At 65.0% G+C, this 15,380-nt stretch carries 15 protein-coding genes; 6 read left to right on the forward strand and 9 right to left on the reverse strand.

Annotated elements, in window-relative coordinates:
• Positions 1-130 precede the first annotated feature (130 nt).
• Positions 131-595: an Lrp/AsnC family transcriptional regulator gene (locus PMI12_RS20935; RefSeq protein ID WP_007836465.1), complete on the reverse strand. Its 465-nt coding sequence runs from the start codon at positions 593-595 to the stop codon at positions 131-133.
• Positions 596-749: 154 nt separating this feature from the next.
• Here PMI12_RS20935 and PMI12_RS20940 point away from each other — a divergent pair, with 154 nt between their 5' ends.
• From PMI12_RS20940 to PMI12_RS20960, 5 genes are all read left to right on the forward strand, one after another.
• The gene (locus PMI12_RS20940) at positions 750-1,847 is read left to right on the forward strand and encodes a branched-chain amino acid aminotransferase (RefSeq protein ID WP_007836467.1); all 1,098 of its coding nucleotides are present in this window, start codon (positions 750-752) and stop codon (positions 1,845-1,847) included.
• Between the two features lie 60 nt (positions 1,848-1,907).
• Positions 1,908-2,750, forward strand: a complete 843-nt coding sequence (locus PMI12_RS20945) for an acetoacetate decarboxylase family protein (protein WP_007836469.1) — start codon at positions 1,908-1,910, stop codon at positions 2,748-2,750.
• Between the two features lies 1 nt (position 2,751).
• A complete protein-coding gene (locus PMI12_RS20950; protein WP_042673910.1) occupies positions 2,752-3,459 on the forward strand; it encodes an RraA family protein in 708 nt (235 codons plus the stop codon).
• A gap of 72 nt (positions 3,460-3,531) precedes the next feature.
• Positions 3,532-4,443, forward strand: coding sequence for a 3-methyl-2-oxobutanoate hydroxymethyltransferase (panB, locus tag PMI12_RS20955; RefSeq protein ID WP_042673911.1), 912 nt, complete (start codon positions 3,532-3,534; stop codon positions 4,441-4,443).
• Positions 4,444-4,712: 269 nt separating this feature from the next.
• On the forward strand, positions 4,713-5,201 hold the full coding sequence (locus tag PMI12_RS20960) for a YbaK/EbsC family protein (RefSeq protein WP_007836474.1): 489 nt from the start codon (positions 4,713-4,715) through the stop codon (positions 5,199-5,201).
• Positions 5,202-5,466: 265 nt separating this feature from the next.
• Here the strand turns inward: PMI12_RS20960 and nac are convergent, their stop codons facing one another.
• On the reverse strand, positions 5,467-6,393 hold the full coding sequence (gene nac / locus PMI12_RS20965; RefSeq protein WP_007836476.1) for a nitrogen assimilation transcriptional regulator NAC: 927 nt from the start codon (positions 6,391-6,393) through the stop codon (positions 5,467-5,469).
• A 98-nt stretch (positions 6,394-6,491) separates the two neighbouring features.
• Between nac and PMI12_RS20970 the strand changes: the two genes are divergently transcribed.
• Positions 6,492-7,460, forward strand: a complete 969-nt coding sequence (locus PMI12_RS20970; RefSeq protein ID WP_007836478.1) for a LysR substrate-binding domain-containing protein — start codon at positions 6,492-6,494, stop codon at positions 7,458-7,460.
• A gap of 11 nt (positions 7,461-7,471) precedes the next feature.
• Here the strand turns inward: PMI12_RS20970 and PMI12_RS20975 are convergent, their stop codons facing one another.
• Genes PMI12_RS20975 through PMI12_RS21005 form a run of 7 tightly spaced genes read right to left on the reverse strand, consistent with a single transcriptional unit; the run spans position 7,472 to position 15,374 of the window.
• Positions 7,472-8,188 carry an HpcH/HpaI aldolase family protein gene (locus tag PMI12_RS20975; RefSeq protein ID WP_007836480.1) on the reverse strand — a complete coding sequence of 239 codons (717 nt, stop codon included), beginning with the start codon at positions 8,186-8,188 and terminating at the stop codon, positions 7,472-7,474.
• Between the two features lie 12 nt (positions 8,189-8,200).
• Positions 8,201-9,001, reverse strand: coding sequence for an SDR family oxidoreductase (locus tag PMI12_RS20980; protein WP_007836482.1), 801 nt, complete (start codon positions 8,999-9,001; stop codon positions 8,201-8,203).
• Positions 9,001-10,689 (reverse strand): hydantoinase B/oxoprolinase family protein, encoded by a 1,689-nt coding sequence (locus PMI12_RS20985; protein WP_007836484.1) that lies wholly within the window; start codon positions 10,687-10,689, stop codon positions 9,001-9,003. Before PMI12_RS20985 ends, PMI12_RS20980 begins: the two co-directional genes overlap by 1 nt.
• Before the next feature lie 12 nt (positions 10,690-10,701).
• Positions 10,702-12,792 (reverse strand): hydantoinase/oxoprolinase family protein, encoded by a 2,091-nt coding sequence (locus tag PMI12_RS20990; RefSeq protein WP_007836486.1) that lies wholly within the window; start codon positions 12,790-12,792, stop codon positions 10,702-10,704.
• Between the two features lie 41 nt (positions 12,793-12,833).
• Positions 12,834-13,562, reverse strand: a complete 729-nt coding sequence (locus PMI12_RS20995; protein ID WP_007836487.1) for a branched-chain amino acid ABC transporter ATP-binding protein — start codon at positions 13,560-13,562, stop codon at positions 12,834-12,836.
• Between the two features lie 17 nt (positions 13,563-13,579).
• Entirely contained in the window at positions 13,580-14,350 is a 771-nt protein-coding gene (locus PMI12_RS21000; protein ID WP_007836489.1) for an ABC transporter ATP-binding protein, read from the reverse strand.
• Entirely contained in the window at positions 14,340-15,374 is a 1,035-nt protein-coding gene (locus tag PMI12_RS21005; RefSeq protein WP_007836491.1) for a branched-chain amino acid ABC transporter permease, read from the reverse strand. Before PMI12_RS21005 ends, PMI12_RS21000 begins: the two co-directional genes overlap by 11 nt.
• Positions 15,375-15,380 lie beyond the last annotated feature (6 nt).

A 15,380-nucleotide genomic window follows, 5' to 3' on the forward strand; every position in this document is an offset into this window, starting at 1 on the left:
GCGGACGCATACACTACCCAGGTGCGAGGAGCATGAACATGGGAGCAGTCGGTCGCCTTGCAGAGTTTGGAGGGTCACCTGTGAGTTCGGCACGCGAGGAGTCACGTTCCAAACTGCGGGAGGATTCGGATCAGAGAGGGAGCTTCGACGTCATCTTGATCTTCTGCATGGGCAACTCGCTCTTGACGCTCTGTACTCCCTTGATGCGGGTCAGATACTCGCCCTGGAATTTCCTATATGCGTCGAGGTCTGCGGCCACCACGCGAAGCAGGAAGTCGCAGTCCCCGACCATCAGGTGGCATTCCACAATTTCATCAAGCTGCATCACTTCTGCCGTAAACGCCTCGATGGTCTGGGCATCCTGGCTTTTCAGCCAAATGCGGACGAACACGGTCAGACCCAGTCCGATCTTCGGGGCATCGAGCACCGCGACGTACTTTTCAATGACGCCGGACTCCTCCAGGTGCTTCACACGCCGCAGACATGGCGATGGCGACAGCCCGACTTTCTCCGCCAGTTCCACGTTTTGAATCCGTCCATCTTCTTGTAGTGCCTGGAGGATTCGGCGATCAATTCTGTCCAGATCTTTCATCATTTCATGGTCTCGCAATCGAATGCTCGTATTTCTGAAAATGTGGGCATGGCGTGCCTATTTTAGGAAATAAGAGGGTCAAAAAGAACAACAATTGCGGAGCATGAGGCCTAGAATTTCTTGGGTTTTGAGGAATTCTGGTTCACGGAGTTAAAGCATGACCTCGGTTGACATACAGCCCTTCGCTATCGAAAAGAATCCCGCTCCGGTGAGTGATGGGCGACGCCAGCGGCTGCTGGAGAGTCCTGTTTTTGGCGAGGTTTTCACCGACCACATGGCCACCATCAAGTACTCGAAGGACCAAGGCTGGCATGGTGCAAAGATCGGTCCTCGCCAGGCATTGAGCCTTGACCCGTCAGCGCTTGTGTTGCACTACGCGCAAGCGATCTTTGAAGGCATGAAGGCCTATCGGCTGGACGGAGGAGGTACGGGCCTGTTCCGTCCCGAGCAGAATGCGCGCCGTTTCCGCCACTCGGCCACGCGCCTCGCCATGCCGCTCTTGCCCGAGGAACTGTTTACCGAATCGGTGCGTGCGCTGGCGCGCGTGGACAACGACTGGATTCCGTCCGCGCCGGGCTTTGCGCTGTATCTGAGGCCGTTCATGGTTGCCACCGAGGCTGTTCTCGGAGTCAGGTCTTCAGCCGAATATCTTTACTGCGTCGTGGCCTCGCCGGTGGGGCCGTACTTCAAGAGTGGCGCTGCTGCGGTGACACTCTGGGCTTCCGACCATTTCACGCGCGCCGCCCCCGGCGGAACTGGCGACGCCAAATGCGGCGGCAACTACGCTGCAAGCCTGGCCGCGCAGGCTGAGGCCATCCGTGAGCAATGCGATCAGGTGGTCTTCCTTGACGCTGTGGAACGCTGCTGGATTGAGGAACTCGGTGGAATGAACATCTTCTTTGTGTTCGCAGATGGTTCCATTCAAACACCGCCCCTGACCGGCACGATCTTGGCGGGCATCACGCGCGAATCGCTGATCACCATGGCCCGCGATCTCGGCATGACTGTTCGCGAGGAGCCTTACTCCATTGACCAGTGGCAGGAAGACGCCACGAGCGGGCGGCTGCGGGAGTCCTTCGCGTGCGGCACGGCCGCGGTCGTGGCTCCCATCGGGCGAGTCAAAGGGCGCAATCACCACTTCACCATCGGCGATGGTAGTCCTGGCCTCATCACGCAGCGCCTGAAAGCCGCCCTGACAGACCTTCAATTCGGACGCGCTCCAGATCCACGCGGCTGGTTGGAGCGGCTGTCGTAAGCCGCAAATTTTGCGGGAGTGCCACCCCGCCCTTTTTCAAACCAAAAGCAGGAGACCTGTATGACACGATTCGCGGCTTCGCAAGGCTTCATGGGGCCCTTCTCCCATGATGGGCAGGCAAGTATCGCCCCCAGTCCACCGTGGCACTATGCGGCTGATTTCATCACGATCGAGACCTGGGTCGACCCGGTCGCCATCGAGGCATTGCTGCCGCCGGGCCTGAGCTTGCATCCAGACGAGGCGGGCCTGGTGACGGTTTCCTTCGTCGATTGGCAAGCCTGCACCGATACCGGCGGCGAACTGCTCGACCCAATCCGCGCGCAATATCGCGAATGCATCGTATTGGCGAGCGTCCAGTACGAGGGCAAGCTCATGCAGTACTGCCCCTACATCGTGGTTGATCAGGACACGTCGCTGGCGCGCGGCTGGGCGCTCGGCTATCCAAAGAAGATCGGCTCGGTATGGATCACACGGTCCATGGGTATGCCCTCGATTGCATCGCCCAAGCTGGAGGTCGGCGCCACCTTTGCCGGCACGGTGGCCGTCAAGGACCGGCGCCTCGCCGAAGGTCACGTGAAATTGTCAGCCCTTGCCGACGGCTCCGCCGTGACTTTCGGCAGCCGGCCCATCGTCGCTTTGCGGCACTTCCCGTCGATGTTCGAGGGCCAGCACGATCAACCGGCTGTCTACGAACTCGTCCGGCTCCAGGCCGAGAGCGTTCAGGCTAGCCCCGTCTGGCAGGGCGACGCGGCATTGACGATCTACGACGCGCCTATCGAGCCTCTCGCCACGCTGCGCCCCATCCGCATCGGACGCGGCTGGCGCTATTCGATTGCGATGACGAACCGCAACAACCATCTCCTGCGCGATCTGCGCGGCACCACTTTGTCCCAGGGGCAATGACATGGACTCTGTGAAACTTCAACGTACGTACCTTGACCTCACGACGCCGCACGTAGCGGACGCATGCATGCGTCTGGGTATCGCGCTTCGTTGTGCACCCGCTGGAATTCGTGCCTTGTGGAGCGGTTCCCACATCGTTGGCCGGGTACGTCCTGCGCGGCACTATGGCAGCGTCGACGTTTTTCTCGAAGCAATCGACCGTGCCGCGCCCGGAGATGTTCTTGTGGTCGACAACGGTGGGCGTTTGGACGAGGCCTGCGTTGGTGACCTCGTCACTCTGGAAACCGCCCTGGCAGGCCTGCGCGGCATCGTCATCTGGGGTTTGCACCGCGATTCATCGGAATTGCGGACCATCAGACTGCCCATTTTCAGCCTGGGCACCTTGCCTGCAGGGCCGCAGCGTTTGGACGCACAGGAGGCCGACGCTCTCATCTCTGCCGGTTGTGGCGAACATGTCCTCACCCCCGACGACTTTGTGCTGGGTGACGACGATGGGGTGATCTTCATACCCTTGAGCCAAGCCCAAAAGGTGGCGGAGCTGGCAACCTCGATTCGGGACACCGAGCGCAGCCAGGCGGCACGCATGCAACTCGGTGCAACCTTCCGGAGACAGGCTCGCTTCGATGATTTCCTGGCCGCAAGAAACGCCGACGAGAACATGACATTCCGCCAGTATCTGCGCTCGATCGGCGGCGCAATCGAGGAGTGAATCTCGAGCTGAGCGGCCGGGGTCAACTGGACTTCAATCCTCTTCCATTTCTTGTTCAGGGAGCCCACTTCAGTGACTAACAGTGCATCCAGAGACAGCCATGGCGCACATTCCCGCGGCGCCAGCGATGCGGCGGTGCCGTATGGAAGCGAGCGCAGCACAATCCCGAAACGCAAGAAGGTCACCACGTCGCGAATTGCCGAAATGCGAGCAAGCGGAGAGAAGATTGCGGTGCTTACGGCCTATGACGCCACATTCGCGGCAGTCGCAGATGCCGCGGGTGTTGATTGCCTGCTGGTCGGCGACTCCTTGGGGATGGTTTGCCAAGGCCGGGCCACCACGGTTGGCGTTTCACTTGAAGATATGCGATATCACACCAAATGCGTATCCTTGGGACTCGAACGCTCGCAAGGTAGTTCTCTCATCATTGCGGATCTTCCTTTCGGCAGCTATCAGCAATCGCGGGAGCAGGCCATGGCATCGGCAGCGCTGTTGATGCGAGCGGGCGCCCATATGGTCAAGCTCGAGGGTGGTGGGTGGACCGTTGACGTGGCGGCTTTTCTGGTCGAGCGCGGAGTTCCTGTTTGCGCCCACCTGGGATTGACGCCGCAAACGGTGTCGGCGTTGGGCGGATATCGCGTACAGGGGCGTCAAGAAGAGGCCGGCGACAAGATCCGGCGCGACGCGGCAGCACTTGAAGCTGCCGGCGCGTCGATGATGGTTCTTGAGATGGTGCCCGGACAACTTGCGGCCCGCATCACCAGTGACATGACGTCTTGCGCCACGATCGGCATTGGTGCTGGCAGCGGAACGGCTGGGCAAGTCCTGGTGATGCACGACATGCTGGGGCTCAATCTGGGACGCATGGCGAAGTTCGTGCGGAACTTCATGGGCGGTGCGTCGGCCGTGGATGCCGCCTTTGCAGCGTATGTCGTAGCGGTCAAGGATGGCTCGTTCCCAAACGACAAACAGCACGCTTGGTAGTGCCCGGATACATGCCTGCTCGATGACAGTTCCCGGGCATATCTATCTATCCCTGGACCAGATCGATGTCATCTTCTGGTTGGCCGAAATCAGCAGCGTAATAACTTGAATGTCGGAAACAGTCATGAATATGGCGTTTCAGCCAATGTACGCAAGACCTGCGAGGTGCAACACTGAGAGCGCAACGTGCCCCACATGGTGCGAGAGCGCAGCACTCGTCGCTGTGTCTGTCCAACGCCCATTCATGGTTTTCAATCGCAACCCTCATCATGAGTCTCGACTCCGTCAAACAGTTTCTCGCCGAGCATGCCCCGGATCTTTCAATCATTGAGGTGGAAACGAGTGGCGCTACGGTCGCGATGGCGGCCGTGGCGTTCGGTGTCACTCCGGGACAGATTGCCAAGACGCTGTCTATGAGCGTAGGCGAGCAAGTGATCTTGCTCGTCGCCCGAGGCGATGCTCGACTGGATAACAGAAAGTACAAAGATCAGTTTGGGGCAAAGGCCCGCTTCCTGGCGGCGAGCGAGGTGGAGAAGGTAACGGGCCACCCCATTGGAGGCGTTGGGCCCTTCGGGCTTGCAAGTCAGCTGGATGTCTATTGCGACGTCTCGCTGCGGAGCTTCAGCGAAGTACTTCCCGCCGCCGGCGCAAACAATGCAGGTGTCAGGGTAGTGCCTGAGCGGATGGCGCAGCTGGTCAAGGCACGTTGGGTAGACGTCATGCAGCATGAGATTGCTGCTGAGTCGCTGGCTGGTTGAGGCGCTCTTACGCCTCTATACGCCACTGCCCGCCACGGCTTCTTCAGTCTGATGCAGATGCACGCATCTCTTGGTGTGCATCGGGTCGTGCTCGTCCAGTCCAGCGTGTACGGCACGAATAACGCCCGCTTGCTCGATGAGCTCTGAAATACACGCTTTGGACGAGCCATTGCAGCATGCTGAATCCGCCAATTTCGTCGGATCACGAAATCGGACTCACGGGAACTGAACAGCAACTTCGGTCGGCCGGTACTTCGGCAGCTTGTTAGTGGACCGTGTGCATGCCGCCACCCAACTCGAGGCGATTGACTAGCTCCATCAGGATGCCCTTGACAACCTGTGCAGGCTCCGACAGGGGCAGGTGATCCGAAGCGCATAGCGCCAGCGGAATCTCGATGTGCGGCGACACCAGCCGCCTGACATCGACCGCGGCCGTGGCCGCGACGGAGCGCGCGAGCGACACGGGCAGGATCGTCGCGCCCACGCCCGATGCGACCGCGGCGGACAGCGTGCTCGAAGACTCCATTTCGGCCACCACGCGCGGAATCATCTTCGCCGAGGCGAAGGCCCGGTTCACGCTGCGGCGCAGCTGGTTGTCGATGCTGGGCAGGAGCAGGTCCACGTCGCGCAGCTCGGCCAGCGCCAGCTCGTCGCCATCCATGCGCAGCATGCCGTGGGAGGCCACGACGCAGAGGTCCTCGGTGAGCAGCGGATCGAACGACAGGCCCCGCACCGCATGCTCGCCGCCATACAGAACGGCCATGTCCATGAGGCCGTTGCGTACCACGTCGCACAGCGTGGTGCCGAAGTTCTCGTTGATGTGCAGCATGAGCTGCGGATGCCGCTCCTGCACCGTCTGCAGCAGCGGCAAGGCCAGGCCCGAGGCCGCGGTGCCCGGCGCGAGACCGACCGACACCTGCCCCGCCAGGCTGCGCCCCGCATTGACGACATCGGCACGCGCCTGCTCGAACTGGCGCAGGATCAGTTGCGCGTGCCGGTACAGCACCATGCCGGCTTCCGTGGGCACCACGCCCTTCTGCGTTCGCAGGAGCAGGCGCTGGTTGAACTCGCCTTCGAGCGTGGCCAGCTGCTGGCTCAGCGCCGGCTGCGCGACATGCAGGACCTCCGAGGCCTGCGTGAGACTGCCCACGTCGACAATCTTCACGAAATATTTCAACCGCCTGAGGTTCACCGGGTCTCCGTCGTCTTGCTGCTCTGTTTGCAAGCAAGCATCGAGCCACGCGTTGGCAGCGTCAACCGGGGTTACGATCAGTTCGCACCCGACTTCCCATGACGGTAAATTTCAAGACCCTCAAGAGCTTCGTGACCGCGGTGGACGCACGCAGTCTTTCCGCGGCCGCCGCGCAACTGAGCGTTGCGCAGCCGGCCCTGAGCCAGCACATCGCCTCGCTCGAGGAACACTTCAAACACAAGCTGCTGAACCGCTCCAACGCGGGCGTGACGCCCACGCCCGCGGGCAACGAGCTCTACCGCCAGGCGCAGATCATGTTGAGCCACCTCGAGCAGGTGGAGCGCGAGCTGATGAACCGCACGGACGAGAGCTTCGTCTCGGGCCCCGTCTCGGTCGGGCTGGCCACGTACAGCACAGCCTCGGCACTGTCGATGCCCTTGCTGCAGGCCGTGCGCAGCGCGTACCCGGGCGTCAACCTGTTCATCAACGACAACTTCGGCCTGGTGTTGAGCGAGATGGTGATGACCGGGCGCCTGGACATGGCGATCATCTACGCGGGCAGTCCCATGAAGGGGCTCATGCTGCAGCCGCTCCTGACCGAAGACCTGTTCCTCATTGCCCCGCCGGGCATGGAACTGGAGCAGAACGACGACCAGACGATTGCCCTGCGCGCATTGGCCGGCATCGACCTGCTGCTGCCGAGCCGCATGCACTTCCTGCGGCGGATGGTCGACGAGGCCTTCGCGCGCGTCGGCGTGGTGCCCAACATCCGCGCCGAGATCGAATCCGCCGAAACGCTGCGCCAGGCGATCCAGGCGGGCGTGGGCGCGACCATCCTGCCATCGGCGCTGGCGGACTTTCCGCCGGCCGCGAACCCACCGATGATCCGCAGGATCGTCGAGCCCGTGCTGCAGGCCACCGTGTCGCTGTGCGTGCCGGACCACCTGCCGATGTCCGACCAGGCGCGCGCCGTGCTGGAGATCTTGCGCGAGCAGATCGACAACCTGTTCGCCGCCGGGCGGCTCGCGGGCATCCGCGCACCGGAAGCCGTATCACTGCAGCCCTGATTTCTCGCAGCTCAGTGTGCGACGGCCGCCACCGGCTGCGATAGGTTGCGCATCGCCGCAACGCCTTCCGTCACGAAAGGGTCCGCGTGGTAGTACAGCAGCTGCGCGCCCATCGACACCAGGTGCTCGACGTCCTGCTTCACGACCAGGGTGCCCGCGATCTTTCCGGCCGCGCGGATGCGCTGCAGCGTCTGGTCGATCAGGTCGAGCGCGGGTTGCGGGCGGCGCTTGCCCGGCGCCACCGCGGGCGAATAGCCCATCGACTGCGACAGGTCGCCCGGCCCGACGAAGAACACGTCGATGCCTTCGACCGCCAGGATCTCGTCGAGGTTGCGCACGGCCTCGACCGACTCCACCATGCCGACCAGCAGCCTCGTCGCGTGATCGTCGGGGCAGGCATAGCGGAAGGTGTGCACCACCTGGCGCGCGATCTCCGCGGTGTGGATCAGCGGCACCATCACGCCGTCCGCGCCCGCGTTGAGGCAGCGCGTGATGGTGGAGCGCTCCTGGTTCTGCGGGCGCACGATGCCGAAGCCGCCGGCATAGCGCGCAGCCTTGGCCATGTGATGGATGTCCTCGAAGCTGGCCAGGCCGTGTTCGCAGTCGATGAAGACCGAGTCCACGCCCGAGCGCACGAGCTTCTCGCACAGCGTGGGGGACACATGGTTGGGGTTGACCATCAGCACGGAGTCGCCGCGTGCCAGGCGTTGATGGAGGGTGTCGCTCATGCTTCGTCTCGTTCAGGGTTTGCCGGGTGTTCCGTCGGGGGCGCCGAGCCAGCGGCTGATCTCGATGTCGGGGCCCTGGTCGCGCGCGCGGGTCGGGCTGATCACCAGCTGTTCGATGGTGGTGCCCTGCGGCAGCGTGCAGGCCAGCAGGATGGCGCGCGCCACGTCGTCGGGCGCGACCATGGCGGCGCGCTCTTCCGCGCTCGGCGGGCGCACGCGCGTGTCCATGATCGGCGTGTCGACCTCGCCGGGAAGGATGGTGGTGGCGCGGATGTTGTTGTTGCGGAAGGTGACGTGCACGAAGCCCATCAGGTTCGTCACCGCCGCCTTGGCCGCGCCGTAGGGTGCACCGCCCAGCAGGTTCGGGCGCACGGCAGCCAGCGAAGACACGGTGACGATGGTGCCGGCTCCCGCATCGAGCATCCCCGGCAGCACGGCCTGGATCAGCACGTAGACGGCCGTCAGGTTGACCGACACCGCCGACTCCCAGTCGTCCGGCTCGATCCAGCGGATGTTGCGCACGCGGCTGGTGAGGCCCGCGTTGTTGACGAGGATGCCGATGGGGCCGACCTCTTTCTCGGTCCACCGCACCAGCGCGATGAGCTGCTCGCGTTCCTGCAGGTCCGCCTGGCGCGCCCAAGCCTCGCCTCCGGCGCCGCGAATCTCGTCGACCACGGCCTGCAGCGGCTCGGCCCGCCGGCCCATCACGACGACGCGTGCGCCTTCGGCGGCGAGCATCAGCGCGGTGGAGCGGCCAATGCCCGAGCCGCCACCGGTGACGAGCGCGACCTGTCCCTTCAGTGCGCCGGCCATCACGCCACCGCTTTCTGCGTTTCGGAGCCCGCCTCGGCCTCGTACCCATAGTCGGCCTGCGCGCCGGCCATGCTGACGAGGCCCTGGCGCAAGTCGTCTTCGACCAGGTCGCGCGAGCGCTGCTGCGCATCGCCCCAGCCGCCGCCGCCCGGCAGTTCGATCGTGAGACGCTCGCCCGGCGCCAGCACCAGCCGGCCTTTCGGGAACACGGCCTTGCCGTCGTGCCGCACCGCGCCATTGCGTCCGGCCTGGCCGCCCAGCACGCCGAGGCAGGGGTACTTCACGTGCTCGGTGCTCAGGTAGATGTTCATCTCGCGGTCCGACAGGTTGCGAATCACGCCGCGCTGGCCCAGCCCGCCGCGAAACTTGCCGGGGCCGCCCGAGTCCGGAATGAGCTCCTTGCACTCGGTGAGCACGGGCACCGCGAGCTCGTACATCTCGATCGGCGTCACGCGGCAGTTGGACGGAAAGCTCAGTGTGTCCAGGCCGTCCATCGACGAGCGGCCGCCTTGCCCGCCATGGAAGTTCTGCGCGCTGCCATAGGCCGTGCCGTCGGAGCGCTGGCCCTGGCAGTTGATGCCCCAGATCGGCGCGCCGCCGCTGTCGCCCATCGCACCATCGGGCACGACGTGCTGCAGCGCCTTGAAGATCAGGCTCGGAATGCAATGGCCCACGAGGTTGCGCGCCGCGCCCGCCGCATGCGGCCGCGGGTTGAGGATGGAGCCCGCCGGCGCCGAGTCGGTCAGCGCGACCATGCAACCCTCGTTGTTCGGCGTCTCAGGGTCGAGCAGGCATTTGAGCGCATACACGCTGTGCGCCACGCGGTAGTGCGGCACCACGTTGATGCCGCGCGCCACCTCGGGCGAGGTGCCGGTGTAGTCGACATGGATGGAGTCGTCGCGCACCTCCACGCTCACGCACAGCTTCACGTCGGACTCGAAGCCGTCGATCGTCATGTCGGCCTTGTAGCTGCCGTTCGGCCAGGCCGCGATGGCCTTGCGCATGTGGCGCTCCGAGCGGCTGAAGATCGCCTCGCCGAGGCCGTCGCAGTCTTCGAGGCCGTACTCGTCCATGAAGCGCGTGAGCTCGCGGCTCATCACCTCGTTGGCGGCCACCATGCTCTGGATGTCGCCGCGCACCTCGTGCGGCAGGCGCACGCTGGCCTCGATGACGGCGAACACATCGGTGTTGGGCTTGCCGGCCTTGAACAGCTTGAGCATCGGGATGCGGATGCCCTCTTCGAACATGTCGGTCGAGTCCGGCGACTGCGGCCGGCCGCCGATGTCCGGCAGGTGGGCGATGCTGCCCGCATAGCCCACGATCTTTCCCTTTCGGAAGATCGGAGTGAGCATGACCATGTCCGGCAGGTGGCCCGTGCCGATCACCGGGTCGTTGGTGGCGAGCACGTCGCCGGGCTCGAGCGACTCGGGCGGAAAGGCCTTGAGGAAGTAGTTCTGCGCCGCCATCGGCAGCGTGGTGATGAACACAGGAATCGACCAGGTGCACTGCGCGAGCGCGCGGCCCTTGGCGTCGAGCAGCACGTTCACGTAGTCGTGGTTCTCGCGCACGATCGGCGAGAAGGCCGTTCGGCCGAGCGCGCTGTCGGCCTGGTCGGCGATGAAGACCAGGCGGTCCCACATCACCTGCAGGGTGATCGGGTCGTTGAAGTCGGGTTTGAGCATGGACATGGCAAGAAGACCTCAGGACAAAAGCATGATCAGGTTGTGTTGGGCATCGAGCGAGGCGCTGGCATTGGGCCCCATCACCACGGTCGACTCGCGCTGCTCGATGATCGCGGGCCCTTCGACCGGCACGCCGGGCACCAGCGCATAGTGGTCGTAGACCGGCGTGTCGACGTACTTGCCGAGTTCGGAGAAGAAGACCGGCCGCGTGCCCTTGCGTGCATCGCGCGCCACATTCGACTCGCTGCGCAGGCTCGCGAGCGAGACAGGCGCCTTCGGCCCGCTGGCCCGCACGCGCCAGGTGATGACCTCCGCGTCGGTGCCGCTCACGGCGCGGCCGTACAGGGCCACGTAGTTGGCATGGAAGCGGGCCAGCAGCTCCTCGACGAACTTCGGGTCCGCCGGGTCCAGCTCAGGCAGCGGCACCGAGATCTCGTAGCCCTGGCCCACGTGGCGCATGTCCACGGTGTATGAGTAGCTGATGTGGTCCACCGGCACCTTGCTCGCCAGCACCACTTCGCGCCCCTGGTCCGCGAGCGTGGCCTTGACGACGTTCACCGCACTCGGGTTCCAGGCCGAGATGCGCATCGGCAGGCTGGCCGACAGGTCCGCCGCCACCGGCGCGCCCAGCAGCCCGATGGCCGAGGTCACACCGGCGCCCAGCGGGCAGATCACCTTGCGGATGCCCAGCTTGCGGGCCACGCCGTAGGCATGCACCGGCCCTGCCCCGCCGAAGGCGATCAGCGGCAGCGCGCGCGGGTCGACGCCGCTGTCGGTGGCCTGCATCGAGGCGGCCTCGGCCATGCTCTCGTTGACCATGTCGTGGATGCCCCAGGCGCAGCGCTCGAGCGAAATGCCGAGCTCCTTCGCGAGCCGGGCCATCGCCGATTCGGCAGCAGGCTTGTCGAGCGCGAAGTCGCCGCCCAGGAAGGAGTTCTCGTTGAGGTAGCCCAGCAGCAGGTCGGCATCGGTCACCGTCGGCTCCGTGCCGCCGCGCCCATAGCAGGCCGGCCCCGGCGCGGCGGCCGCGCTGCGCGGCCCCACGCCCAGCAGGCCGAGCTTGTTGCGCGCCGCGATGCTGCCGCCGCCCGCGCCGATCTCGATCATGTGGATCGACTGGATCTTGAGAGGAAAGCCGCTGCCCTTGCGGAAGCGCTCGTGGCGGGCCACTTCGAGGTCGTTGGCCACCATGGGCTGGCCGTTCGGAATCAGGCACAGCTTGGCGGTCGTGCCGCCCATGTCGAACGACAGCACGCTCGATTCGCCGGCTTGGCGCGCGTAGTCTGCAGCCGCCACGGCACCCGCCGCGGGACCCGACTCGATCAACCGCACCGGCGTGCGCGAAGCCGAAGAACTCGGCACCACGCCGCCACTCGACGTCATCCAGAGCAACTGCCCTTCGACACCGCGCTGCGACAGCTCGCGCTCGAGGTGGTTCACGTGCCCGACCATCATCGGCCGGGTGTAGGCGTTGACGACGGTGGTCGATGCACGGTCGTATTCGCGCACTTCGGGGCACACCGTCGACGACAGCGAGACGGAAATGCCCGGTGCGATCTCGGCCAGGATCTCGCCGATGCGCCGCTCGTGCTGCGCGTACTTGTAGGCGTGCAGCAGGCACACGGCCACCGACTCCACCTCCCTGTCGAGCAGCACGCGGGCGATGGTGCGCACGCCGTCTTCGTCGAGCGCCTTGATCACCGTGCCGTCCGCGGCAATGCGCTCTTCCACGCCGAAGCACAGCTCGCGCGACACCAGCGGCTCGGGGTACTGGATGCGCAGGTCGTAGAGGTCGTAGCGCCCTTCCGTTCGGATGCGCAACATGTCCTGGAAACCGTCGGTGGTGATGAAGGCGGTGTGTACGCCGCGGCGCTCCAGCACCGCGTTGGTCACGACCGTGGTCGCGCCAAGAATCTGCAGCTGGCCGTTGCCTTTGGCCTTGCCGCCGTCGCGGGCGCGCACCTTGGCCAGCAGCTCGTCCACGCCCTGGAGCACGGCGCGCGCGGGCGCGTCGGGCGTGCTCAGGACCTTGTGCAACAGGATGGTGCCGTCGTCCTGCGTCATCGCGAAGTCGGTGAACGTGCCACCCGTGTCAAATGCCAGTTTCATGCCTTTCAGCTCCTTGAGTGTTCGGTTGAGATGCGCGGTGCTCAGGCCGTGGCCGCGTCGGATGCGCGCCTGCCCGTCATGAACAGTTCGCCCAGGTCGGCGGTGCTCAGCGCCTCGACCGGGCTGTCCCAGATGACCTTGCCCAGGCGCAGCACCACGGCGCGCTCTGCGGCCTCCATGGCCTTGCGGGTGTTCTGCTCGACCAGCAGGATGGTTCGGCCGCCCTTGTGCAGGCGCTTGAGTTCGTTGAAGACCAGCGTGATGGCCTGCGGCGAGAGGCCGACCGAGGGCTCGTCCACCAGCAGGATCTCGGGACGGCGCAGCACGGCCATCGCCATTTCGAGCAGCTGCTGCTCGCCGCCGGACATGTTGCCGGCGAGCTCGTTGCGGCGCTTGCGCAGGATGGGGAAGAGGTCGTAGACGTACTCGCGCTCACCCTTGAGGTCGCCGCCCTTGATGGTGTAGGCCGCCATCTCGAGGTTCTCGTCGATGGACATCAGCTGGAAGTTGCAGCGGCCCTGCGGCACGTAGGCAATGCCGTGGCCGAGCATCGCCTGCGGGCGCAGGCCCGCGATGTCCTTGCCCTTCCAGCGGATCGCACCGCCCTTGTGGGTGGTCATGCCGAAGAGCGACTTCAGCAGCGTCGACTTGCCGGCCCCGTTGGGTCCCAGCAGCGTGACGAATTCGCCGTGCCGGATCTTCAGGTCCACGCCGTGCAGGATGTCCAGGTGGCCGTAGCCGGCGCGGAGGTTGTCGATTTCGAGTTCCATGGTGTTGTTCTTTCGTGTCAACCGCCGAGGTAGGCCTCGATGACCTCCGGGTTGCGAACGACCTCTTCCGGCGTGGCGTCGGCCAGCTTTGCGCCCTGGTGCAGCACGACCACGCGGTGGCTGAGGTTCATCAGCACGTCGGTGTTGTGCTCGATCACCACGAAGGTCACGCCCAGCTTCTGGTTCGCATGCTCGATGCACTGGATGACCTTCTCGATGAGCACGGGGTTGATGCCCGCCAGCGGTTCGTCGAGCAGGATCAGCTCGGGTTCGGGCATCAGCATCGAGGCGAACTGCAGCAGCTTCTGCTGCCCGCCCGACATGTTGCCCGCCGGCAGGTGCGCCACGCGTGCCAGCCCGGTCACCTCGATCAGTTCCTTCGCGCGTTCGCGCAGGGCCTGGATGCGCTTCCTGGCCGACGGACCGACCCAGAAGGTCGACAGCACGTTCGGAAAGCGCGACATCTGTCCGGCCAGCACGAGGTTCTCTTCGGAGTCCAGCGTGGGAAAGACCACCGTCTTCTGGAAGCTGCGCAGGAAGCGGCCCTCGCGGGCGATGCGGTTCATCGGCCAGCCGGTGATGTCCACGCCCTTGAGCAGCACGCGGCCCGCGTCGCTGCGTTGCAGGCCGGTGCAGCAGTCGAACAGGGTCGACTTGCCGGAGCCGTTGGGGCCGATGAGCCCCATCACCTCGCCGCGGCGGACTTCGATGTCCACGCCCTGGAGCGCCGCGACGGCGCCGTAGTTCTTGCGCAGGCCCTCGATGCGCAGCATGGACTCAGCGGACATCGCGCGGCCCCTTTCCGATACCGGCAATGCGCTCGGCCGCACGCTGGAACAGCGGCGCCAGACCTTGCGGGAACAGGAACACCAGCCCCAGCAGCACGAAGCCGTAGATCACCATGCGCAGCTCGGGCGTGATGCGCAATGCCTCGGACACCGCCACGAAGACGAAGCTGCCGATGATGGCGCCCGGCACCTTGCCCACGCCACCGCCCAGCACGATGATCAGGATGGTGTTGGAGTAGTAGGCCTGGAAGACCAGCGGGCTCACGACCGTCGAGAAATGCGCGTAGAGGCTGCCGCCGAGCCCCGCGAAGACGGCGCTCAGCATGAAGACCAGGAGCTTGTAGGTCCAGGTCGGCACGCCCAGCGATTCGGCCAGCGTCTCGTTGTCGCGAATGGCCACCATGCAGCGGCCCGCGGGCGAGCGGATCAACGCCACGAAGGCCGCCACCGCCAGTGCCGCCAGCACGAGCACCAGATAGAAGTACTCGGGCGCCTTGATGACGGTGTAGACCCAGTCGCCAAAGCCCAGGCGCGGCCGGGCCACGCCCGACAGTCCCATGTCGCCGCGCGTCAGGTCGATCCAGTTCTTCGACACCATCTGCGCGATGACCACCATGCCGAGCGTGCACATCACGAACGAGGTGTCGCGCAGCCGCAGCGCCGGAATGCCCAGCGGCAGCGCGACCAGCCCGGCCACCAGGCCCGCGACCAGGAAATTCACCAGGAACGGCGTGCCGAAGTGGATCGACATGAGGGCCGACGCGTAGGCGCCGAGCCCGAAGAACACGCCCTGCGCGAGCGACAGCATGCCCGTGTAGCCGAGGATGAGATTCAGCCCCAGCGCCGGCAGCAGGAAGATCATCGCGAGGACCATCGCGTGCAGGTAGTAGTCGCCGAGGAAGAGCGGCGCGCAAAGCAGCGCGGCCACGCCGATGGCGCACGCACTCCAGTTGACCGCGGCGACCCGGGCGGCCGGCATGCGCGGCGTGTCCAGCGTGGTGGTTGACAAGATTGCCTGTTTCATGAGGTT

The sequence above is a fragment of the Variovorax sp. CF313 genome (assembly GCF_000282635.1).
GTDB lineage: Bacteria > Pseudomonadota > Gammaproteobacteria > Burkholderiales > Burkholderiaceae_C > Variovorax.